This window comes from Halostagnicola sp. A56 (assembly GCF_000691505.1).
Taxonomy (GTDB): domain Archaea; phylum Halobacteriota; class Halobacteria; order Halobacteriales; family Natrialbaceae; genus Halostagnicola.
In genome coordinates this window covers 56,162-78,058 of the sequence record NZ_JMIP02000025.1, presented here as the reverse complement: position 1 = coordinate 78,058, position 21,897 = coordinate 56,162, and the positions used below count along the sequence as shown (strand labels likewise).

Annotated in this window: 23 protein-coding genes and 4 pseudogenes; 16 read left to right on the top strand and 11 right to left on the bottom strand. The window is 49.0% G+C overall.

Annotated features, from left to right (window positions below):
- Window positions 1-74 precede the first annotated feature (74 nt).
- Window positions 75-1,157 (top strand): hypothetical protein, encoded by a 1,083-nt coding sequence (locus EL22_RS14500; RefSeq protein WP_197075933.1) that lies wholly within the window; start codon window positions 75-77, stop codon window positions 1,155-1,157.
- On the top strand, window positions 1,076-1,621 hold the full coding sequence (locus tag EL22_RS19420; RefSeq protein WP_082146818.1) for a glycosyltransferase family A protein: 546 nt from the start codon (window positions 1,076-1,078) through the stop codon (window positions 1,619-1,621). Before EL22_RS14500 ends, EL22_RS19420 begins: the two co-directional genes overlap by 82 nt.
- Window positions 1,622-1,903: 282 nt before the next feature.
- Here the strand turns inward: EL22_RS19420 and EL22_RS18725 are convergent, their stop codons facing one another.
- Window positions 1,904-2,062: a DUF5786 family protein gene (locus EL22_RS18725; RefSeq protein WP_231587987.1), complete on the bottom strand. Its 159-nt coding sequence runs from the start codon at window positions 2,060-2,062 to the stop codon at window positions 1,904-1,906.
- A gap of 117 nt (window positions 2,063-2,179) precedes the next feature.
- Here EL22_RS18725 and EL22_RS14495 point away from each other — a divergent pair, with 117 nt between their 5' ends.
- The 5 genes and pseudogenes from EL22_RS14495 (at window position 2,180) to EL22_RS16400 (ending at window position 5,680) form a co-directional block, all read left to right on the top strand.
- Entirely contained in the window at window positions 2,180-2,449 is a 270-nt protein-coding gene (locus EL22_RS14495; RefSeq protein WP_050050638.1) for an AbrB/MazE/SpoVT family DNA-binding domain-containing protein, read from the top strand.
- Window positions 2,450-2,671 (top strand): annotated as a pseudogene (locus tag EL22_RS19185) (type II toxin-antitoxin system PemK/MazF family toxin); the annotation flags it as partial.
- 785 nt (window positions 2,672-3,456) lie between these two features.
- Window positions 3,457-3,975, top strand: a complete 519-nt coding sequence (locus EL22_RS16405) for a Rieske (2Fe-2S) protein (RefSeq protein ID WP_082146817.1) — start codon at window positions 3,457-3,459, stop codon at window positions 3,973-3,975.
- Window positions 3,975-4,307, top strand: a complete 333-nt coding sequence (locus EL22_RS14485; protein WP_050052153.1) for a hypothetical protein — start codon at window positions 3,975-3,977, stop codon at window positions 4,305-4,307. Before EL22_RS16405 ends, EL22_RS14485 begins: the two co-directional genes overlap by 1 nt.
- Before the next feature lie 818 nt (window positions 4,308-5,125).
- Window positions 5,126-5,680: an AAA family ATPase gene (locus EL22_RS16400; protein ID WP_197075932.1), complete on the top strand. Its 555-nt coding sequence runs from the start codon at window positions 5,126-5,128 to the stop codon at window positions 5,678-5,680.
- A 22-nt stretch (window positions 5,681-5,702) separates the two neighbouring features.
- Here the strand turns inward: EL22_RS16400 and EL22_RS14480 are convergent, their stop codons facing one another.
- A complete protein-coding gene (locus EL22_RS14480) occupies window positions 5,703-6,110 on the bottom strand; it encodes a hypothetical protein (protein WP_197075931.1) in 408 nt (135 codons plus the stop codon).
- 76 nt (window positions 6,111-6,186) lie between these two features.
- Window positions 6,187-6,495, bottom strand: coding sequence for a hypothetical protein (locus EL22_RS14475; RefSeq protein WP_050052152.1), 309 nt, complete (start codon window positions 6,493-6,495; stop codon window positions 6,187-6,189).
- 529 nt (window positions 6,496-7,024) lie between these two features.
- Here EL22_RS14475 and EL22_RS14470 point away from each other — a divergent pair.
- A pseudogene (locus EL22_RS14470) lies at window positions 7,025-7,809 on the top strand (IS5 family transposase).
- A 206-nt stretch (window positions 7,810-8,015) separates the two neighbouring features.
- On the opposite strand, the pseudogene EL22_RS16395 reads toward EL22_RS14470, so the two are convergent.
- Window positions 8,016-8,240: pseudogene (locus EL22_RS16395) on the bottom strand (TATA-box-binding protein); the annotation flags it as partial.
- A 1,397-nt stretch (window positions 8,241-9,637) separates the two neighbouring features.
- Between EL22_RS16395 and EL22_RS14460 the strand changes: the two are divergent.
- Entirely contained in the window at window positions 9,638-10,546 is a 909-nt protein-coding gene (locus EL22_RS14460; protein ID WP_231587985.1) for a hypothetical protein, read from the top strand.
- A 639-nt stretch (window positions 10,547-11,185) separates the two neighbouring features.
- On the opposite strand, the gene EL22_RS14455 is transcribed toward EL22_RS14460, so the two are convergent.
- From EL22_RS14455 to EL22_RS17480, 4 genes are all read right to left on the bottom strand, one after another.
- Entirely contained in the window at window positions 11,186-11,653 is a 468-nt protein-coding gene (locus tag EL22_RS14455; protein ID WP_156184175.1) for a hypothetical protein, read from the bottom strand.
- A 219-nt stretch (window positions 11,654-11,872) separates the two neighbouring features.
- Window positions 11,873-12,391, bottom strand: coding sequence for a homing endonuclease associated repeat-containing protein (locus tag EL22_RS17485; RefSeq protein WP_255349674.1), 519 nt, complete (start codon window positions 12,389-12,391; stop codon window positions 11,873-11,875).
- 300 nt (window positions 12,392-12,691) lie between these two features.
- The gene (locus EL22_RS14450) at window positions 12,692-13,027 is read right to left on the bottom strand and encodes a hypothetical protein (protein ID WP_050052150.1); all 336 of its coding nucleotides are present in this window, start codon (window positions 13,025-13,027) and stop codon (window positions 12,692-12,694) included.
- Window positions 13,028-13,178: 151 nt separating this feature from the next.
- Complete coding sequence (locus tag EL22_RS17480) at window positions 13,179-13,595, bottom strand: hypothetical protein (RefSeq protein ID WP_156184173.1); 417 nt, start codon at window positions 13,593-13,595, stop codon at window positions 13,179-13,181.
- Between the two features lie 307 nt (window positions 13,596-13,902).
- On the opposite strand from EL22_RS17480, the gene EL22_RS14445 reads away from it, so the two are divergent.
- The 4 genes and pseudogenes from EL22_RS14445 to EL22_RS19415 form a co-directional block, all read left to right on the top strand.
- Window positions 13,903-15,144 (top strand): hypothetical protein, encoded by a 1,242-nt coding sequence (locus EL22_RS14445; protein ID WP_231587984.1) that lies wholly within the window; start codon window positions 13,903-13,905, stop codon window positions 15,142-15,144.
- Complete coding sequence (locus EL22_RS16390; RefSeq protein ID WP_197075929.1) at window positions 15,134-15,466, top strand: hypothetical protein; 333 nt, start codon at window positions 15,134-15,136, stop codon at window positions 15,464-15,466. The genes EL22_RS14445 and EL22_RS16390 overlap by 11 nt, the downstream gene beginning before the upstream one ends.
- Before the next feature lie 189 nt (window positions 15,467-15,655).
- A complete protein-coding gene (locus EL22_RS18715; RefSeq protein ID WP_231587983.1) occupies window positions 15,656-16,027 on the top strand; it encodes a hypothetical protein in 372 nt (123 codons plus the stop codon).
- A gap of 72 nt (window positions 16,028-16,099) precedes the next feature.
- Window positions 16,100-16,303, top strand: a pseudogene (locus EL22_RS19415) (hypothetical protein); the annotation flags it as partial.
- A gap of 137 nt (window positions 16,304-16,440) precedes the next feature.
- Here EL22_RS19415 and EL22_RS14435 read toward each other — a convergent pair.
- Window positions 16,441-17,442, bottom strand: coding sequence for a hypothetical protein (locus EL22_RS14435; protein ID WP_050052147.1), 1,002 nt, complete (start codon window positions 17,440-17,442; stop codon window positions 16,441-16,443).
- Here EL22_RS14435 and EL22_RS17475 point away from each other — a divergent pair.
- The 3 genes from EL22_RS17475 to EL22_RS14430 all read left to right on the top strand — a co-directional run bounded on the left by EL22_RS17475 (window position 17,419) and on the right by EL22_RS14430 (window position 20,551).
- Window positions 17,419-18,618 (top strand): hypothetical protein, encoded by a 1,200-nt coding sequence (locus EL22_RS17475; protein WP_156184172.1) that lies wholly within the window; start codon window positions 17,419-17,421, stop codon window positions 18,616-18,618. The two genes, EL22_RS14435 and EL22_RS17475, sit on opposite strands and share 24 nt — an antisense overlap.
- 333 nt (window positions 18,619-18,951) lie before the next feature.
- Entirely contained in the window at window positions 18,952-20,055 is a 1,104-nt protein-coding gene (locus tag EL22_RS17470; RefSeq protein WP_197075928.1) for a DUF58 domain-containing protein, read from the top strand.
- Between the two features lie 64 nt (window positions 20,056-20,119).
- Window positions 20,120-20,551 carry a hypothetical protein gene (locus EL22_RS14430; RefSeq protein ID WP_231587982.1) on the top strand — a complete coding sequence of 144 codons (432 nt, stop codon included), beginning with the start codon at window positions 20,120-20,122 and terminating at the stop codon, window positions 20,549-20,551.
- A 36-nt stretch (window positions 20,552-20,587) separates the two neighbouring features.
- Here the strand turns inward: EL22_RS14430 and EL22_RS14425 are convergent, their stop codons facing one another.
- Window positions 20,588-21,175 (bottom strand): alpha-galactosidase, encoded by a 588-nt coding sequence (locus EL22_RS14425; protein WP_231587981.1) that lies wholly within the window; start codon window positions 21,173-21,175, stop codon window positions 20,588-20,590.
- 4 nt (window positions 21,176-21,179) lie between these two features.
- Complete coding sequence (locus EL22_RS14420) at window positions 21,180-21,887, bottom strand: hypothetical protein (RefSeq protein ID WP_050052145.1); 708 nt, start codon at window positions 21,885-21,887, stop codon at window positions 21,180-21,182.
- Between the last annotated feature and the right edge of the window lie 10 nt (window positions 21,888-21,897).

Genomic DNA, 21,897 nt, shown 5'->3' with positions numbered 1-21,897 from the left:
CATAGGCAATTAAACCCATTAGTATAACAAATTTCGCGTCTGAATTTTTCATGTCGAGAAGGAGTGTGAGTAATGTGAACGTCACGGACATCGTGCAAATAAAAATTCCTGATAGAAAACTCAGCAAAATAAAGAAGGGGTCAGCGAGTCCCATTACCGGGTCAATTGACGATGTAGCTCTAGAAATTCCAGCACGAATCCTCAAAGAGTATTCTCCTGAAGCTCGAATTTTCCCCAACATCGAGGACCAGCAGGAGGTCGCAGTGCTGAATAAAATTCTCCAGACACCACCATTAGCGACTGAAATTGAAGGTGCTTGGCGTACGGTCTTGTACAAGGAACTGGATCGAGGCCGAGATCGGGATAGATTCATCGAAGACGAATCCAAAGGGGACTATCCGGTCTATCAGGGAAAGAACATCCATCAATTCTGTTATGAGTCGACTTATGTCGACGACCTCGAACCCATCTCTTTGTGGAGTGTCGATGAGGATAACGAGGAGCTGAGCGCCAAGCGTCGCGTTCGAGAGAAGAACTTCCGTGCTCGGGACGATGCGATCAGCCTGAAGAAGGCTATCTACAACGAGTTCGCTGATGACCCTGAGTTCCGCCATCTCCCGGCAAGTTCGCAGAAGCGGTTCGTCAATCGGTTGCTAACAGAGGAATTCGACCGCCCCGAACTTTCTTTGGAGGACATCCGTCTCCATAGTTCCGAGTACCGGCTTGTACTTCGTGAGGTCGCTCGTGCAACCGACGAACGGACGCTCATTGCGGCTGTAATCCCACCGGGTGGAGTCGTCGTCCATACGCTGTACACGGTTCGGCCATTCGAAGCAAACCCTACCAAGGACGATCTTTCGGAACTCCCAATGCACAGTGCTTACAACCGTGTTTTCTCTGATAAGGGGCTTTTCGTCGCACTTGGGCTGATCAACAGTATCCCATTCGATTTCTTGATGCGGACAAAGGTCGATTCCCACGCCTCGAAGTACAAGTTTGAGGAGTCACAGGCTCCTCGTCTCACTGACGGCGACGACTGGTTCCACTACATCGCTGATCGAGCGGCGAAGCTCAACTGTTATGGTGTCTTGTTATCGATGATGCCTCACTACAACCGATTGATGATGTCGTCCGTGAAATTGGTGATGACCGGATAGAAAGTCACAGATTCAAAGAAAACAGGGGAGCAAACGTAGCCCGGAACTGGGGAATAAGCCAAGCTAAAGGGAAGTATATTGCCTTCCTCGATGATGATGACCGCTGGTTGCCTAGTAAACTAGAAAAACAAGTGTCATCACTCAGTGGCGATTCGTCAATTGGTCTTACGTATACGGGACAACAATTTGTCGATGAGGATGGAGAGACGATCGAGACAAAATCACCTACCACTTCTGGGGACATGACGCGTTATCTTCTAAAAGGTGGTTATGTAGGCGGATATTCCTCTGTAATGGTTAGAAAAGAATTGATCGAGTCTGTTGGAAAACCCGATCCCGAATTACCCATCCTACAAGATAGAGACTGGTGGCTAAAACTCTCGGAGGTATGCCGACGAGCGCAAGTCACACCAGATATGTCGAGAACACAGACAGTATTCGAAAGCGAGAGTACAGCAAGATGACTGAATACTAAAAATCTTCGACAGCTGTAATATTTCCTCACGCGTTACAAAATTCATTCCCTCTCCGTTTACGTGTTTACGCCGGGGGGATATCACCCAACAGTACCTCTCGTAATCAGTGGCGAGGTAATCACAGCCGCTAACACCAGCGTTAGCCATCTAAAGAAGAAAACGCAGCTTGACGGCCAGTAACCACTACTGAGGACCTCGTCGAGCGCCATATATGAGAGTCCTAATTAGGTATAGATAAATCGTTTGGTCAACCATCGCTTAGCAGTTCTATCACGATTCCTCCGACTTCATTTTTTGGAGGTTCTCGAGAAGTTCGCTGGTAGAACTGCTGCCGTCGAACGTTATTTTGCCTCGATACTCGTTCGGTTGGTCATCGGAATTGGACTCGTCCCATACCAGTAGTGTCGTGGGAACTACCTTAGAAGTCATCCATTTGGGCCGGGCTCGAGCAACAATTGGAATGAGCAGTAGACGGGACAGAGTGAAAATTCGAAGACAAAACTCCTTCCCGACACAGTTATAGATATGGATATGGTATGAATAGGTATGAGTGACACGGACACGCGGCGTGTCGGAGAACGAGGGCAGGTTACGCTCCCAAAGGATCTTCGAGAATCGTTTGGAATCGACGGTGGCGATGAAGTCGAGATCCGGGAAGAATCCGGAAAGATTGTAATCGAGAAACCAGTCTCCCGGGACGAACTTGCCGAAGGGTATCGTCGTCGGGCCGAACAGGCTCGCGAGTTGACCAACGAGATGGAAGGCACGTCACACGAAGCGAACGCGTATCTCGGCGATGCGCCGGAGTGGGAGTAGATGCACGTACGTCGTGGTGACATCGTCATCGTCGAGTTAGATCCGACGCGAGGATCTGAACAACGCGGAACGCGGCCGTGTCTGGTCGTGCAAAATGATATCGGAAACGAAAACGCACCGACGACAATTGTCGTCCCATTTACGACATCGTTCGGCGAGCAACTCTATCCGTTCGAGGTTGCTGTGTTAGCCGACGAATGTGCATTACAAGCGGAGACAGTAAAGGTGCCCGATTCCACGGCTGATAAGTGGGATGAGTATGTCGAAGACACCCCTGAAGTTGACTCAGTGAGTCACCTGATTCGACTCTCAGTTAAGAATCAGATTGATGGACGCACCGAGATTGATAGACAGCAAGCACCTGATTCGACAGACGGTGCCTTCTCCGGTGAGGTACTTACTACACTCCAAGGTATCCAGACAGGGATCGACGACTTGGAAGATCGGTTGACGGCACTCGAGGAAGTGGAGAGTGCGGAAGCGTCCTACGACTTGCAGAAGGCAATCTATGAGATACTGCCAGCGGATTCCGAATTACCTCACCCTATTGGAGTGGTTGATGAGATTCCGAAACCTGAGGATCCCGACGAGTTGGACGTTATGACTCCACAAGAGGTTGCACAAAAACTCGGGGCAAATATGGGTGAGGTTGAGGATACTCTCAAGGAGCTTGCTGAGACAACTGGACAAGTTCAAAGAAGTGACACTAACCACGATGGGAATCACTACTGGAAGAGGGGTGACAAATAATGAAGGATTCCGACTTTCGCCAAGTTTTAAAACGTGTGAGAAATGACAAGACTGAGGCAACTGCCAATCAGTACATCCCGAAGATTCGAGAGTTTAGACAGTGGATGAATTACGGTGAACCAACTCTCGAGTACGATGGATATATCCGCGAGCCAAAGTGCACTAGATAAACATTTGCAGAGTAACGTACCTAAGGAAGGTCGCAAGAAAGTCCTCTCCGGAAATGCTGCAGAATTATTTGATCTAGATATCTAATCATGAGCGAACACATAGTAGCGTCAGAGGATGAACTCGAACCTGGAGAGCGTCTTGTAGTTCAGATAAAAGGCCGAGAGGTTGCCATATTCAACCAGGAGGGAGACTACTATGCACATCTGAATTGGTGTACCCATCAGGGTGGGCCGATTTGTGAGGGGCCTCTTACTGGTACACGAAAAGCGTGCTTTGACCAAGAGACCCTAAAAACAACTTTTTCCTGGGGACGAACAGATTCTATCTTAAACTGCCCATGGCATGGTTGGGAATTCGATATTGAATCTGGTGAGTGTCTTTCCAGAAAAGGTGCTGATCTTTTAACCTTTCCAGTTTCTGTGAAAGATGGAGACATAGTAGTTGAAGTAACTGTTGAAGAATTCAATCAAGCAATCGAAAACGGTCATGTCAGCCTCGAGGGGAACGCGTCTGAAGGGATAAGTACAGCATCTAACGATCAGACCGAATCAAAAGTCGTTGACATTCAAGCGAGTCCGTCCAAGATCGCTGGAGGTGATGAATAATGCCATGCAATAAGAACGACTATGACATCGATAACGAGGTATTCGGAGTTAATAAAGAGGTGAAATTATGGATCTCTGATGGTGTTATAAAAGATGTAAGAGGATTGATTGAAATCGGCGGTGCTGGTGCAGCGGTTTATGGCCTTCTCGTCGAAAAGGGAGTCATTTCCGCAGGAGTTCTCGCAGGTCCTGTTGCTGCGGTCGTGGGTGCGATAATTATCGCGTACATGGGTTGGATTGGGATCGAAAACGACGGTTGCGGTGTCGTCATCGAAATGAACGTCAATCCAATAGCTCCCGTAACGACAACGCCGATCGTCTCTTCACAATAATTCTCGCTCCTTTTTTGGGTAGTACTGAACGAAAGTATATCTGAAGAAATATATTTATATAATATTTCTGTTTTGGAAATTGGGGCAACTATTATATATTATCTCTACAATTGTTTTCGTAATATCAGATCGTATCTATGGAAGATGAAATCAGACACTCTGAGCAGATCTGCGAGCGTCATAGCCAAGCTAGCTTTACGATCTGCTCGCTTCTCAAACCGCACTAACTAGACGGTGCCTGTGGAAATGATACAAACCCTCGAGAATTCATCCAAACTAAGCAGAAGATTGAGTACTAGACATCAACTGAGTTTATGTCACCCCGCTCAACGAGTGATGTTCGACAAGACCACCTCTGACACCGAATAAAATTAAGGCCTCAGCCCATACTGTGGCCATGATATCATTGAGATTTTTTAGCTATACTGGAGACACCCACACCCCTCGCAACGAGTGAAATTGGATCATGTTTACTCCCGAAATTTCCACTAGATCATGACTATAGTTTCCTCACAACGAAGAGTGGTAGTTGCTATCGTTTCGGAGGGCTCCCTCATTATTATATATCTATATATACAAGTAAAATCACCGTTATACGCCCAAATAGACACAATCTGTCTATAATTTCTTCTAATTTATATAGGGAATCTGTGGCGTAGTAATACTATTGCGCCCTATTTCACTCGGTGTCTGGGGTGAGTGTATAGCCACCACCTCAAATGAATCGAATCATGTACCGGTCAACAACCAATAAATGCCTGTTTTCACTCGGTTTCTGGTTCATAGTTTTATGCTCCCCACACTGAGACACGTCAACTATGGCGAACCCCAATCTCAGCAATTTCTCTGACGATGACCTCTTTGCAACAGGTAATATTTTCTCTCGACGCGAGCTCTTACGCGTTGGCCATGTCCCAGATCGTGATCGCATTGTCGGTCGAGACACTGAACTACAAAATGTCGGGCAAGCACTCGGTCAAGCAATAGCTGGTGGCCTACCCTCGAACATCGTTATCTACGGGAAAACGGGAACGGGAAAATCACTTGTTGCACGTCATGTTACACAGCGTGCCCGAGAACGGGCAACCGTGAACAATATTCAATTTAGTAACATCTACGTCGATTGTTCGGACGCTGATACAGAGACGCGCGTTGCTCGTGAAATAACGACTCAACTTGCAGATCAAACTGAGTCTGCACCGAATATTCCAGATCAAGGAATTGGCGCAAACGAATACTACCGCTATCCCTGGGATCTTCTCAAGAAAACTTCGATTCTGCAGTGTTCGTTCTTGACGAGCTTGATATGCTCGTTGGTCGACGAGATAAACAAGAGCCAGACAAACCCATGGCGATGCTCGAAAAGCAATTGATTTGATACGCGTTGCTGGCGAACTAGCAGAGCGGGAGGGTGACGATCACGTTCGCGAAGTCCACCAGTTTCTTCGCCTTTTCAGGCGCGTCTCTCAATTGTTCAAAATGCTCATCGTTTCTGATATTCTGTGCTAAGGTGAGTAATTCTCTCCCTCGTAGTTCAAGCCACGTTGTCCCGAGTTGACCCCGCTCAGTTTCGGTTGCGGGAATCCAATAGCAGTCTCCAATGTACTCTCTGCTCCCCTTAGACGCGAATGCAAATGCAGCCGTCTCTTCCGACAACGACGTCAAAGCCTCCTGAGCAGCAATCAGATACTTGGTCCCCAATGCGACGAAGACCAAATCGTAGCCTTCGGCAAAGATTTGCCGGAGGTCTTGAGGGATACTCTTCTCGCGACTGACAGCAGCTACCAACTCGTTGTTGGTCATTTTTTCTATGTTTAACTCGAATCTCTCTGCTCGTTTTCGAACTTGATCAATCTCGCTGAACGTGCACTCGCGATCATTATACCCGCTCAATGGTGATTTCTAGTGAATCCGTCATCCCGGAATTGGTCTCGGTGAACTCGGCCGTTCCCGAATCCTGAAGAGCACCGGTTTCGAATTTGATAGGCGAGCTAGTTTCGGTGCACGTGTTGGAACCCGAACATGGCTCCGTGAGGTCGTCGAAGCCGGAGACCTCTACCTGGACATCGAAGTTGACATCGTTCCCGTACTGGTCTTTCGCATTCACTGCAATATTCACGTACGGAGCTCCATCAAGGGTGTCGTCTTCAACACTGAACGTGTGGATCTCATCGGCTTCGAACTGCACGCCGTATTCGATACCTTCGTTCTGGTTGTCCTGTTCGGTGAACGTGAACTGAATGCTATCGACCTGCTGTTCGGTCTCCGTGGTCGCTTCGAAGCTCGCTTCACCATCTTCGTTCGTTGTCTGACTCGAGTCCCCGTTTCATTGAAAAAACCTTTTAATTTTTCAACACTTAATGGTAAGTCTGATTCATCGTACCAATCTTCAGAAGTTGCATGTCCTTCTCCATCGGATTTTTCAAGCTTTTCTTGGACATTTAGTAAGGTTACCTGAATCTCTTCTGATGTTTTTGGCAATGAAGTAACTGTTTTAGCGGATGCAAGTGCACGTTCTTCGTTGGAATCAACTGGGAGTAATACTCGGAACATACCTATGATAAAGTGTATAGCCAATAAAAAGTATTCGGATCCCCTTCTAAAATCCGGATCAGATACTGAATTTAGGACGCTTTATTCGGCTCTGGTGAATCGCTGGACTGCGGCGGCTTCGACCGTCAGAACTAGGGAGATGAAGCGGGAAACCACCGATGCCTATGTCGAAGATCTCCCGTTTCACGAGCAAAGTCGTTCAGTTAGCTCAAAATGCTGTTGGTGGCCGAGTATGCGGTGGTGTCGCTGCACTGTCTGCGGGTTTACCTGAAGAAGTCCTACCGAGAAGCGTTGGATCTGTTGAGCGAGATGCCACAGATACTCAAGGATATCGGCCTCAACGCGGCCGATCTTCCCGATCACTCGACGCTAGTAAAGGGGCTTGACAGAATCAAGACAGCACTCTGGTGAGTACTGCTGCACCTGTCGGCGCAGCTGCACGACACGAGCGGTCACGCCGCTATTGACGCGATGCTTTTGACCGTGAAAACGCGAGCAAACACTACTGTCGCCGGACGAATTACCGGGTTCAGACGCTCAAAGCAACAGCTCTCGTCGACACAGAAAGCCAAGCGATTCTGGACGTTCACTGTACGACCAAGAAACGCCACGACACACAGCTCGGCTGGCAGGTCGCTCGCCGCAATGCGGGTGACCTCGCCAGCCTCGCCGCCGACAAAGGCTACGGCTGGAGAGAATTACGCGAGAAACTCCGCAAAATGGCGTGAGACCGCTGATCAAACATCGTGGATTCCGGCCCATCGATCACGCGCACAACGCGCGGATCGATGGGCCTCGCTACCGTCAACGAGCGATGTGTGAGACCGTTTTCTCGACGATCAAGCGCACGCTCGGCGACGTCGTGCGTGCGCGAACTTGGTATGGTGAATTTCGTAAACTCATCTTGATGTGTATAGTTCACAACATCAAGCGATCTCTGAAACAGTGAAATCAAGCTACGTCTGGCGATTCACCATGGCCCTTTATTCGAACCGCTGTTGGAAGTTAGTCGACCTCTACGATCATGATATTCGATTAACAAATGAAACAAAATACTTTTCATTGATAGCCGAATACTGTCTTGTAGTGCGAGAGAACTCTTTCATATTCTTTTCTGATTTAAGAAATACAGTGCATGAGATCTGGAGTAGCGGTGACTTCTTCTTCGCTATTTGCACCAGTACAGACGATTTTTCCAGACCGGAAAATGAGTGCAGTAGCTTTTGGATCTTGTGTTCGATACACTAGTCCAGGAAATTGTTCAGGATCGTATTTGACTCCAGTAAGATCTTCACCTAACTGTTCGAGATCGACTTCTTGATCGATACCTGTTGACCCAACCACGTTTTCGATGGTAATTGACTCGGTTGGTGTAGTCATGTTACAATAGTCTCTCTAGTGAACCACTATCAAACCAACACTTCCAACTCATCATTGACTTCCGACTCTATATCAGACAGCTCAATGTACTACTCTTGGATAATTCTGGCTTTGGTTTCCGTCGAATCTCTGATGGTGAAGCGCTTGGATTCAGTCGAAGCGTCACTATGAGGGTCTAACCTGACGCCATATGACGATTCACTAGACTCAATTCTGCTACTTGGGGGACACCACCGTTTCCGGAGGTTCCGGAGGACACACCACTATTTCCGCAGGTTCCGCAGCCCCATAACATATTCTCATAGGTTATGGAAACTATGCTGATAGCTATTCCGTTACTCGAGCTATTAGACACGCTATCCCGCTATCACGTCCGTTTTAGTTTTCTACACGATGTCATCCGAGTTCCCCTGTTAGTTAATATTACATTCCTGATTGGGATAGATATTAGTTCTTTAATCTCATATATATTAAATGCACTATGAGTGAAATTACAAGTGCTGCTTCAAAGGCAGCAGGTGCGGTTAGTACAGCAGCGTTAGGTATTCAAATGGCAGGTCTCGACTGGACAGGGGCTATCCCTGACTCAGCAGGCGTGTTTCTCGGTGGTTGTGCTTTGATAGGTGCAGGAGTTATCGGGCATCAGGCTGCACAGACACTGATGTGAACTTTTAGAGGTGACTTTTAAATTTATGAGATATACAAAAATCACAAGACGGCTAGGGGGTATAGTACTAGCATTTATGCTAGTCTCTAGTGTATTCACTATGCCGTTAACGAGCTTAGGAGGTATCGCTGATTCCAACAATCAAATTAACACGAATAATGGAGTAGTGGCGGCTCAAGAGGATTCCGACGACGGAGGTGGGATATGTGAGAGTACCAATTGGTTCGTAGCTTCATCAATAACAGTTGACGCATACTGTGTTGTATCCGATTGGATAAACGACCCAGATGAGGCTAATACAGCCCTCGAAATGGAGGAAGCTGCGTATTCTCAACACGGACAAATTCAACAGACATGGCAAGATGCTGAGGGTGACTTAGTTGAGGATGAACGTTTTGATGATACACAGTGGTCAGCATACGAGGAAGGCGAAAAATCTGCCATAGAAGACCGATACAACGGAATTGGAGAAGATGAAGCCACGAGTAACGCTATAACTGCTGTATCAGGGCATTATGATACTCCATGGCAGGTTTTTGTTGGTGACTTAAATGAATCTGAACGTGGAGCACACAATGAGATTTGGTCGACTACATTTAATTGGGCACAATCGACACACACTGCCGAAGATACAGACTCCATATATCGTCGTCGACGAACGTTCCAATCGACGGCGGCTAACCCGATCAATAGCTATTTCCACACCGTCGTCGACTACTGGAGTACACCGATGAGCGACGACAATTCGCAGCCGAGCGACACCATGGCCGAGCGAAGCGTCGACTCGACGTGGAAGTATACGTTGCTCTTGAACGCCAACCGATGGCTCGTCACCGCCGGTCTCATGCTGTTCGTCTTCGTCGGATTGCTCGTCGCAAACCTGCTTAGTCCCGTCTCGCTCAGAACGCTCATCGAGGCGTCTGACCCCGTCGAGACGCTGTTTCAGGCGCTCGTCACCGCCTTGATCACCGGCGTCACGCTCGTCGTCTCGATCAACTCGCTGGTCCTCTCTCAGGAACTCGGGGCCGTCGCAGACCAACGCGAACGGCTCGAGGGATCGATGGAGTTTCGCAAGAACGTCGAGTCGTCGATCGATTCGCCGGTGAGTCCGCCGGAACCGTCGTCGTTCCTCCAGGCGATAGTCACGGCCTCCTCGAAGCGCGCTGAGGAGTTTCGCGACGCTGTTTCGGATAGCCGTGACGAGGAACTCGTCGAGCGGGTCGACGACTTCGTCGACAACCTGACGACGCACGCAGATTCCATCCGAAACGATCTCGAGGACGCACAGTTCGGAACGTACGCCGTCGTGAAGTCAGCGCTCGATTACAACTACTCGTGGAAAATTTTCCGCGCGCGCCGGATCAAGGAATCACACGCCGACTCGTTCACCGACGACGCGAGCGATGCCTACGATAAGTTACTCGAGTCGCTGAAGCTGTTCGGCATCACTCGCGAACACTTCAAGACGCTTTACTTCCAGTGGGAACTCATCAACCTCTCACGGGCGATGATGTACGTCGCGGTGCCGGCGCTGCTCGTCACCACCGCGATGTTGCTCTTTTTCGATGCGGCCGCTGCCAGCGGATCCGTCCTTGGAATCGACGTTCATGAAGAGTACTTGCCCTGCTGTGAGGTCTGAGTTTTCAATCGTTCCAGATTTGACCGACTCTGCGATCGACTCGAGTCTATCAGCGTTTTCTTCGTACAGGTGGACGATCTGCTCACACTTTACTTGATCTGTTGAAGAGATATCGCCCCGGATAAGATTAGCTCGTCTAAGGGCCTTTGTCCAATCCCGAACGATGGATCTTGCTACCCCCTCCGTGGGCCATCCCTGAATCTCGTCAGTCTGCTCAAGTCGATCTTGGATGTCCTTTGTTGCCTCTCCAATACCCCCATAAGGCTCTGCAGGGGATAACAGCTCAATTGACGGTTCAAACTCATATCCATACTCCTCTAGAAGCTCCCGTAGGTGGTGAGATTCCTTTGCGAGTAGACGGGCTAGTTCATCCGGGGATTTAGTGAAGTAGTGGCCTTGATTGAGAGAGAGCCGCTTATCGTAGAAGATCTTGTCCTCGTTTTCTCGGATTTCTCGAAGTTGCTCTTCGTGATCCAGGTTCTCGAGGAGGTCATCTTCCCTCTATCTCTGTAGACTCAACCTCTAGTAGGGGATATCACAGCTCTAGCTGTAGGAGGATGTCAATCTCACCGTAGATTATAACACAGGCATTAACGATTTTTCGATAAACTAGACATTATGGAAGTGTTGGTTTGGACACTATATGGCGAAATAAATGATGGCAGTACAGGCAATCACAACAAGGGCCACGAGAATGGAACAGAGTATGAGTAGTGACTTAAGATCGTGCTGATTGTGTTGATCCTCATTTGGCAATTCAGGTTCCGAGTATTCCAGAGAGACAGGGCTGTCGGGCGGTTCCGGCTTCGGTTGAGAGTTGTCCTCCGTAAGTGAGTCCAATATTGGTTTGATCCTATAAAACTCATCACCGCGCTCGATACAGTCTTCCTCCTCATTGTAATCGATGATGTTCTCCTCTTCTAAGATTTTGATGTGGTTCTGACGAAGCGAGACACGGACACTATTTCGATATTTGGTGCAATCGTCCCAGTCACCGTCTTCTAATTTCATTACCTCATCAACTAGGTGACTCAAATACACAGGGTCGTCTCGCGAGCCTAGCGCTTGTAAGAACATCCATCGCCGTGGATTTGCTAGCACCTCCATGATGACAGTCTCGTCATCGCCAATAGACTTAGACATTTGATTAGGTCCTCAAATCTATTATTTGTGCTATTAATAAATGTGTTTTGGATAGATATTACTAGAGAGAGTTGTTTTTATAAGAGATGGCCAATGGGCCCCGATATTTATCGATGCATTTCGATATAGTTCTCGAGGTGGCGCTTCTCCCTTCTGAGGTATTCTAGTTCGTCGAATTCATCGTTAGTCATATTGATCGTCCTCTGATTCTATTTGTTGGATGGCATACTCAACGAGGTTCGGTGAAGTCACATTGTATCGGCTTAGGATCTCGTGTGTATCCAAATCGCCATGGTACTCAAGGTGGTCGTTAACGAGGTTCTCAACCGCTTTTATTAACCAGTCGGAGTTCACCGATGGTTGTGCTTCGTCTTCGTGAATCGAATCATGGCAATTGCGACAAAGATAGCAACCCTGCTTCTCATCCCCATACCGCCAGTGATGGAAATCTAACTCCGGTTCGTTTCGCTTACAGAGTGGACAAGATTCAGGCTCATCCAAGAAGTCTGAGTCTATCGGCTCTCTGGGCTCTAATCCAGCAGCTGAAACTGCTTCATTCCAACTACCAAATCTCAGGGTATACGACCGGCCATAATATTCCCCGAACTCGTCCATTTGATCCCTCGTTGGTGGGGTCTTACGCGTTTTCTTGTTCAACTCCCGAATGGCTTCTAAGAGATCCTCGTCAGGAATCCGATTCAATGGGTCGCCACCCCCCGATCGGCTCGTAGCGACGGCCTCTCCTCGGGATAGTCAACTAACTTCGACCAGATCAAGAACCTACGGAGGTCTATCTCGAATCTATGATCCTTGGATAATATATGACTTTCAAAACACTCATGATCACAGTGATAGCCGGTGTGCTTGGATTTGCCTTCTTCGCTTGGTTCCAAATCGCTAACGAAACAACAGGTTTCTTCTAACTGAAAGCTATCCACCGTCGTCTCGAGGAAGTCGCTGATGGTCGGTGAATTCGATTCCATAATGTTGGTGGAGAAGTCGTCAAGGGTCGAGAAGGCGCTCGAATCCTTTTACATTCTTTCGGAGTCCATCGAAAATGACTCGAGTATTACCTGTCTGTGAGAATTCTTCGGCTTGCTCGGTCAGTATATACTGTCCAGAGTTCGTCTCTAAGAGATCGATTGTTTCGAGAAAACCAAATCGACGCTCAACGCCGGCTTGGTTCTGAGCGTTTGTTGTCTCCAAAACCCACTCTGTTAGCTCCTCCTCAGATGGATTCTTCTCGGCAATGTACTCAAGAGCGGATTCGAGATTCTCGAGACGAGTGTCCAGGTCCCCAAAATAACGGTCTGTCGTGAGACGTCTTCCGTCTCCCATATGTGATTAAATATTGGATAGAGTATAAAACATGGTTACATTTGACGCAGAAATACAGACACATTTGATGATAGGCCGTCCAGCATTCCCCAATAGAATTTAGAATTAATAAGAGATCTCGGTTATAATTATGTTTATTACATGAAAATGTCTAACAGTGCACGCAGCCTGAATCATACACTCGATTGTAATCTTGGTTTAGCGCCTTATCCGGATTGTAGGTCAATTTCCAGGCTCCATAACCTGACCGGAGTATTTCAATACAGCTGCGATGGGCAACGACTGACGGAGGGTCATCCGAGAAACTATTATTGAGATAGGTTTCAGTACCAGCGGAAAATGTATTCAGGTCGACAGCCCTGTTATCTTCGATCCGGTTGATTTGTGCGGGTGGTGTTTCGCTTGCGTAATACTGATCCGTGGTAATTTCACCAGACACCATCTCGAGTCCCCATTCTTTTGCTTCTACTTCTTCGGTTGTTAGATAGCCCCGGGAAGTCGAATTCCAATCTGGCCCGGCAATTGGCGATACACCAGCCGTCGAAAACCTCTCGAGCACTGATTTCACCGAGAACGCGTCCTCACCTGCGGCGTTCTCCCAGCGCCTCTCGAAGTCGACGGACTACCTCTTCGACGAACCGATCGAGGACGTCGAACGCTGGAATAGTGGCGACTTAGACGACTACGCCGCTGGTGATGAAGACACATCGGTCCACCCTGAGGCAGCAGCCCTCGAGGATGGACGCTTCATCAAAGATGCGCACGCCACTATCTTCACAGTCAATCCGTCGACGGTCCTCCAATCGGGGAATGAATCGACGACGTATATTGCACCAGATGGCGAGGTCCTCGCGATCTCCGATTACCGAGTTGAGGTGCCGGACGACAGCAAGAGCGGACCAGTACGCGAGGAATGGTCGCTCGAGGAGACCTCCCTCGAGAGTGTCGACCTCCAGGCCGACGGGCAAACAGTCGATTCAAACACAAGCCACCGGTCGACCCTCGAGTACAGTGGCCTGTCAGGAGGCCCAACACTGACAGTTGAAGCGGAAATCTCCGCTCAACTTCGTCAGGAGGAACGGACGTGTGACGAGTATAATCAAAGCACGGACTCCTGTGAGGGCTCGTGGGAGACAGCAATCAACCACCCCTCCGAACAGCTCACAGTAACTGACTCGCTCGAGACCACTGTCAACCGAGTCGACACTGCCGATGGAAACCAGACGGCGTTCGAAACCGACGAAAGCCGAACTGGTGCAGTCGTTTATCCAGGTACCGTCTGGTCAGGAATCGATATCGACGACGAGACACAGGTTCGCGGGAATTGGCGGTTCTATTCCGCAGGCGCAGACGGCTGGCACACGATGGTCTCACGCACCGAATCAGGCGCAACTCGAGCGAACTCCACCGTTCGTCCGGCACAGCTCTACGCGGTCCCCATGCAGGCAGAACCAGACGTATCGGGTGGTGTGACCGATACTGTCAAACCACCACTCGAGATCGAAGCAGCCTGGGGGAGTGAACACGAGGGGCCGTCCCTCGGTGACGAGATCGACGTTACCCCAGTCGATCAGTACGTAAACGCGACGTCCGTTGCACTGCAGCCGGAAGCCCTCCCAGCAGGCTCGTTTGACACAGTGACCGTTCACGGAATCGTTCGTGGACAGTCACAATCAGTCTCGCTCGAGGAGGAAGGCACCGTTCGCGAAACGAATCTCGAACTGACCGTGCTTGAGGCCAATTCTTCGGGAGCGGTCGTCGAAGCAACAGTCACCGAAAACGCAACTGGCGAACCAGTGACCAGTGGGCGGGTGGAAGTTGGCAACCAGTCGGCTCCCCTTAACGCCAGTGGCATGGCTCATCTCCATCTCGAGGAGCGGCCATCGTTACTCGTTGATGGAACGTACGTAGCCGCAGACTGGTGGGATGCGGAGACGATGTACGCTGAGGCCGACGACCGAGCAAAGATTCCACCGAAGTATCCGAAGTTCGCCCAGCTCGTCCAGCTAGCGCTTGTGACGCTCTTGTGGTTCCTGCCAGTTTCCTTGGCCGTCTACGGGTTTGACTACCTGTCTGACGGCACGTTCCTTGGACTTACAGACAACAATGACCGATAACACCCCTACTCACGAGAGTCGTATCGCCCGTCGATCAGTCCTTGCTACCATTGGACTCAGTACCGCCGGTCTTGCAGGCTGTACGTCGGACTCAGATTCAGAGCCCTCCAACAATAGTACAGAGGACGGCTCTGGACTCAACACCGAAGACAGTGAGGTCTTCGCGAACGTCGAGATGAACGACAAGAAGCTCGAGGTCGAAGTGACTGGGGAGAGTTCGACCGAAGTTATCACCCTTCGGGATCCGGATGGTGAGATAATCAATCAAGATAGTCTCGGGGATGACGATACCGAGGTCGCGTTTGAGATCCTCGGCAGATAACCCGGGAATCTGAATTATAGTGATTTCAAAGGGAACAAAACAGAATCACTCCCAAAAATCATCGAGACCTACGGCAAGGACAGTAAAAATCTGATTTACGCCGCGAGAAAGGACTTTGCGGAAAAGAGGGCAGTTCGCATCGCAGAGTCCAGAGAGGAACAGACGACTACTGCTGAAATCGACGATTTGGTGGACTTTCTCACCGAGTCGATTCACAAGAAATACTCCCTGATACGCTGCCTCAATAAAGGAATCGCGTACCATCATGGTATGGTACCAAAGATTGCAAGAGAAGAGATAGAGCAGATCTACGACAATTCTGCATCGCTCGATACTATTGTGACTACACCAACTTTGATGCAAGGAGTTAACCTATCTGCAGAGAAGATATTTTTAGTCAGCGCAAACCGTGGCTCGGATGAACTGACAGATTTTGAATTTAACAATTTGATTGGACGAGTCGGTAGGCACGTATCCAGAGGATCGCTCGTAGATAGTGAGAACTCTCCCAGGTACCGAGTTCAGGAGATCAGATATCCACATAAGAATACCATCTCATAACGAAGCAATATATTTTCCGTGGAAGTTACGTTACGGATTGCTGATCGATGATCGACGATGCTATATCCATTATTAGTCATCGATGACAGGAAGTCCTCGCATGACCGTGTCGCACTCGCCCACAAAGAGATCGAGACCTACGGTGCCTCGTACTACGAAACGCAGCTGGTCCGAGCTGTCGAACGTGTGCTGTCATCGCTCGAATTGGACCAGACCCCTCCCTCCCCCCGACATCGATGTGTAAAACCTCCCGTAGAGGAGAGGGACAAAAAGTAAAGATAGTCAAAACAGCCAAAAAACGATGAGAAACGACTCAAGAACTGTTCAGCCATCCGAATTATGGTCTAACTCAGAATCATCTTTTGTCTGACGAAGATTTATATAGTTTCCATTATAACCATATCCGCAATGAATCATTCTACGGGAGAAAGGCGCTGTGTTGTAGCTGAAGGTAAGTCATCGAAATGGTATGCCCCGAGATACTCTACCTGAGCAAGTGTCGTCGAACTTGTTGAGGCGTTCGTCGCCTCGAGCTCTCGCTCGGCAAGGAGATCGCGAAGCAAACGGTGAAGCATCGACTCAGTTCGATCGGAGTCAAAGGGAGGATACAGCGGATGCTCGTCGTCGAACGCTTCGGCATAGTGAAGCATCGACGTCCGTGTTGCGTCCGCTACGCCCCGGCGAATATCTGCACGGTCGTCATCAAGTTCGATATCACGTCGAATTGTCCGTGAAGGAGACCAGAAGCGGCGCTGAGTACACCAATAGAGCGCGAGTTTCCACCAAGCTGATTTTGAAGGAGACTCGATTGATCCTTGGAAATCAGGGTCATCAAGGCTATCGAAATCCCGCAATAGCGCATAGGTTTCACTCAGATACTTCCCAATATAGGAGCCAGCGGTCTTTTGCAGCGGGTTATCGTCATCGCCGTCGAAATCGATCTGTCCTTGCTCCTGGTGGAAGCGAACACGCTCGTCGACCCACTCCTCGGAATGGTCGTGATCACCGTAGCGATACCAGCTAACGAATCCCTCGTCAGTATTGAACTCAACGTCCTCGAGGTCATCGAGATCGTCGCGATAGACGAGCGGGTACGCGTCGACGATACTCCCCTGGCCAGTTCGTGTTTCGGTGTCCTTGTTCCACTGGTAGGAGAGTTCGGCTTTGTCACAAAGCCACGGCATGTCGTCCGTGTCGCGAGCCGGAGGATCGAAATAGAGGACGTGCAGATGCGGATAGCCACGAGACGTGAATTCGAGGACTTTCGCGTACTCAAGCTTCTGGCGAGGTCGCCCGGTAACATCGTCGTTTGGTCCGCGCCAGGCGTGTATATCTTCTCGACGGGTATTCCCCTTCGTCGACGGATCGGATTTGAGCCACTGATTCAGCGCGTGGAAGTTTTCGTTGATAGCCATAATGGCATCCCAGAGGCTATCGAATTTCTTTGGATCAGTGGTGAGCGTACAGAAAACGGCCGTATCAGCGTGTTCGGCTCCCCATTCGAGGGAGTCTTATACTTCGAAATGCGGACAGGTGCTAATGTCACTGACCCTGACCAGCAGATGGAAATTGAAACCAGCAACAATGAAACATTGACTGGTGGATTAATACTTTCAGACACAGATAATGTTCCACGTATCCATGCTGATAACCCTACACCCTTAGGAGATTCAGATGGCGATGTCAGTCTCTACGAGACCGAACACCGGGGCAGCATGGTCACCTCGGACGGAACTGTTGAAATCCAATTTGAAGACACGTCTGGATACGAAACTTCAGAAATTGATGTGCAAGTTACCAACGCTGATTCTGATGATGTGTCTGTCAGCCATGAGGATAACATTATTACTGCTGAAGTTGACGAAGAGGACCTTCAGGGCGATGATTTCGTCACCTTCCAAACGGTTGTAGAAACTGAGAACTCGTCTGAAACGTCTGGCACATATGTGCAGTTTTCGGACGAAATGTTCTCTACATTTGAGTATGTTGTTTTCAAAATACTCGGTGAAGAAACTAATATTGTTGATGGGCCGTATCTACCAATGCTCCGTTCAGAGATACAGTTTTCAAAAAGAGGGTTTGAGAATGATAACCTCGAACTCACTCTTCTTCGCCAATCCGCTTTTTTTGAAACATACTGTAGAATGAAGTTGGAGAGGTCTCGACAAACAGAATGGCGTCATTTAGATATTGAGAGTGTAGATATCCTTGGGAGTGAGGATATATGCCAATTAGAAAAAATACGGGACCTCAGGGGTGACTACGCCCATGATTGGCGAGTCTATCTTGGTCAGGATGATGACGTTCAACTTCGAAATATGTGTTCTAACGGGTTAGGTGTACTGGCACGACTCCACAAACGGGAGCTAGTGAAAGCATATGAAGATAATTGCTCTCAGCATATCTCTCAGCGGTATCCATCAGAATGGTCTGATAGAGCAACTGCGACACTTGAAGCGAATGCTACCGCAACCTTAGCAATTACTTGTGAAAATTGTAGCCATCAGTTTGTACCAGAGGAAGAAGATTTGAGATATTGTCCACAATGTGGAATACCGCATGATTATCTATCACGTTCACACCAAGACTAGCACAGAGAAGCACACTGAGAACCAAAATTAGAGACAGAACAGCACGTCTAGATTTGGTGGTCACAGCCACAGATTTGCGCCACAAACCAAAAAGGTGTCTGGTCACGTCGAGAGATAACCAACAGGTTCAACATGTGACCGGGGAATCTGTCAGGTATGCGTTTGACGCGTCAAGCATGGGGGTATTATATTCTTGTCGTGACTCTAGCAGCCCTCGGCGCCGTCTTTGCGAGACCCGTACTATTCGCAGGTTCAGCCTTAGTTGGCGTGTGGATGCTAACTCGACAGTATCTATTCGTTCACGAACTCACAAACGCACTGCAGACGATCTCAATGACCCAATCATCCTCGAAAACCAGCACCACAACTGGAAAATCGTCGACAGTTACTCTTGGTGCGAAACTCGAGGAATCAACTAAATTATATTTGGTCCTGGCGAACGGAGTTCCACCTGCTGCAGTCATCGATGAGCCACTACAGCTGACAATTGAAGGTGATACAGTACACAAGACACAGACGACCACCGTTCAGTGGCCGGTTGCTGGCGCCCACCAGTTTCGACCGGCGAGACTCACTGCCTCGAATGGACTTTTTTCGGAAACAATATCCCACGAATCATCGGCAACTGTGATAGTCGAGCCACCAACCCCCCGAAATATTCATATCGGCGCTGGGGGAACCCGTGTCTCACTCGTACAGGGAGAGCACGAGACAGGTCGAGTTGGATCCGGACTCGAACTAGCGGAGCTCCGCGAATATACTGCCGGTGACAGTGCAGGTCAAATCGATTGGAAGGCAACGGCTCGATTGGCAACGCCGCACGTGAGAACCTACAAAGCAGAGACAGACCGACCGACGATGATTGTCATTGACCACCGAGACCACCTCGCAATGGGCCCGGTAGGCGAGACAAAACTCGATTATCTTCGGGAAATTGGGCTTACAATCGCAGCAAGTGCACAGCAACTCGGTGATCCATTGGGATACATATCAGTTGGCAATGGCGGGATTACGAGTCGAATCCAACCAACTACAGGAGTAGAAGCATACACGAGAATCCGGCGCGAACTGCTTGAATTAGAACCGTCAGAACTCGCAGTCACAACACGATCCCAGCGAAGCACCCAAACTGGACTCGACACCAGAACGACTGAATTCACAGAGTTAGAATCGAGGTCCCAAAGAGGGGTATCAACAAGTCCGGATAGTGCGCTGGCAGTACTCACAAGCAGGGAAGACGAATTCGCACGCCAGCTCAGGCCCTTTTATGAAAAACAAATAGTCTACAAGACACGTATCCAGACAGATCCATTTGCCACCGCCGTCGAATCAGTGATCGTCAAACCAAGGAGAAACACGCACATGGTCCTGTGTACAGATGATTCAAATCCATCCAAACTGAAAGCGACAGTTCGATCGGCTCGAGCAAGGTTTTGAACTTTCAGAACGAGACTGGAGCGACTTAGATGTGTATCTGTACGACTCAGAGGCTCCGAGATATATGGGCGAAAAAACGAACACATCTGCTCTCAACTTCAACGGTAATTTTTATGAAGCTATAGCATACTATAAAGATGAGAACGTTGCTGTTGCACCAGATATCGGTAATATGTCTATGTACGAGCTACGTGTCCACGAAGACAAACTGGAGAAGGTTATAGAAGACCGAGACGGCAAGTACCAAGCTGCCGTTGAAACAGATTCACGTCGGAAGGATTACGCCACAGAGGATGCCGCTCGAGAGACAAACCGTATGATTCGGGACTTTGAGCGAGAGACACTTGCCGAAGGCGAACTTCCGAATTCACCGGTTCGAGAACACATTGAGGATACTGAACGGAAACGAGACGAAGAAGACCACGACCTCCGGGAAGGACAGTATCAGATTCCTGAACGTAGAGACAGTGGTTCTGATGGAGGTGATGAACAATGAGTGCAGACGCTCGTGAACGTCCAATAGAAGCCGAATTCAAAGAATTCGTAGATGGAAACCTCCCGGGTCAAGATGAGTCTCCACACTACTGGTGGACTGGACTTGTGACCGACGAACGAACGTTAAACCATCTCCATCAATGCGCTCTCCACTTGTCCCTGCTGACTGATAGATTCCGAGTTTTAGCCCCCTCTCGTGAATATAATCAGCAACAGCACTGATCCCATTCGGAAATGTTTCAGGATCCGCCTGAAGATTCCCAGTCGCATCACGTTCGGGTGCCATCCAGCAATCGTCAATACAGATATACTCGTAACCCACTTCTTTCATCCCGCTTTCCACCATCGCATCAGCGGTCTCCTTGATCAACCCCGCATTGATATCGCAGTAGAACGTATTCCAACTGTTCCATCCCATTGGTGGTGTTTCTGCCAATGTCTTGTCGGGATTCACACTTTTAGTGGTGTCGTCGGTGGCGGCAATCGTCGGATTTGCTAAAAAACAACTTGCACCCATTGCTGATCCCTTCATCATTGATCGGCGTGTTACCGGTGATTGAATGGAATCGTTCTTGTCGACTCCATTTGCTGTCTCACTGGAATTATCTATGTCTTCTTCTTCCATGATATCACTTCATTTGTGTGTCTGTGACACACAAGGTATAATGATAGATCACGCTTCGGATGCCGACTTCTTGAAAATCATCTGACTTAAAGAAGATAATGATGGAATTGAATGTCTCACCCTGATCGTACGTCGCAAGTTGTTCGAGAGGTTTCTCGAGATTCGATTTCACGCCAGAATTCCCCTCATTCCAGTATTTACACTCGCCGATGTAGATGACATCCCCTTCATCATTCCGTAGGCGAATATCAGAAGGTCCTCGTCCGGTTTCTGCCTCACGGGTGAGATTACCGTCGATACGTTGATCAACTCCAATGGTGATGACACTCCGATACCCCTCCTCATCAAGTTCGCTAAGATCACCAGCAGATAATCCAAGCCCCTCGCCGGCTTCGCCGATCATCTCCACCAATCGACTGAAACTATCGTAATCAAATTCGCCATCCACTAAGCTGGCAGTACTAGTTTCAGTACCCACATCATCGAAGAGAGCATTTAACGACCCTCTGAAGGCCTCGGCTGTCTCACCCGAGTCAAGCTGGTCTTGGATGAAACCCTCGATGCCCCTGAAGGAGCTCTGCCTTACTATACCTGACAGTGAGTCTGATGCAGTGTCATCCGATGCATGACTGATACCAGCCAAGAGTCCAGCGGCGGTCAGATATCTCCTGCTTCTTGGAAGGTCCTCATCCGAAGCTTGGTCAAACAACATCTGAAGTATT

Coding starts and splice junctions, on each gene's coding strand:
- EL22_RS16400 (WP_197075932.1), top strand. CDS start 5,126: ATGGCGAACCCCAATCTCAGCAATTTCTCTGACGATGACCTCTTTGCA.
- EL22_RS14450 (WP_050052150.1), bottom strand. CDS start 13,027: ATGGGAGACGGAAGACGTCTCACGACAGACCGTTATTTTGGGGACCTG.
- EL22_RS14480 (WP_197075931.1), bottom strand. CDS start 6,110: ATGACCAACAACGAGTTGGTAGCTGCTGTCAGTCGCGAGAAGAGTATC.
- EL22_RS14430 (WP_231587982.1), top strand. CDS start 20,120: ATGGGCGAAAAAACGAACACATCTGCTCTCAACTTCAACGGTAATTTT.
- EL22_RS14485 (WP_050052153.1), top strand. CDS start 3,975: ATGCCATGCAATAAGAACGACTATGACATCGATAACGAGGTATTCGGA.
- EL22_RS14425 (WP_231587981.1), bottom strand. CDS start 21,175: ATGGAAGAAGAAGACATAGATAATTCCAGTGAGACAGCAAATGGAGTC.
- EL22_RS14455 (WP_156184175.1), bottom strand. CDS start 11,653: ATGGAGGTGCTAGCAAATCCACGGCGATGGATGTTCTTACAAGCGCTA.
- EL22_RS14495 (WP_050050638.1), top strand. CDS start 2,180: ATGAGTGACACGGACACGCGGCGTGTCGGAGAACGAGGGCAGGTTACG.
- EL22_RS17470 (WP_197075928.1), top strand. CDS start 18,952: ATGACCCAATCATCCTCGAAAACCAGCACCACAACTGGAAAATCGTCG.
- EL22_RS16405 (WP_082146817.1), top strand. CDS start 3,457: ATGAGCGAACACATAGTAGCGTCAGAGGATGAACTCGAACCTGGAGAG.
- EL22_RS16390 (WP_197075929.1), top strand. CDS start 15,134: ATGACCGATAACACCCCTACTCACGAGAGTCGTATCGCCCGTCGATCA.
- EL22_RS14435 (WP_050052147.1), bottom strand. CDS start 17,442: ATGGCTATCAACGAAAACTTCCACGCGCTGAATCAGTGGCTCAAATCC.
- EL22_RS18725 (WP_231587987.1), bottom strand. CDS start 2,062: ATGACTTCTAAGGTAGTTCCCACGACACTACTGGTATGGGACGAGTCC.
- EL22_RS14460 (WP_231587985.1), top strand. CDS start 9,638: ATGAGCGACGACAATTCGCAGCCGAGCGACACCATGGCCGAGCGAAGC.
- EL22_RS14420 (WP_050052145.1), bottom strand. CDS start 21,887: ATGTTGTTTGACCAAGCTTCGGATGAGGACCTTCCAAGAAGCAGGAGA.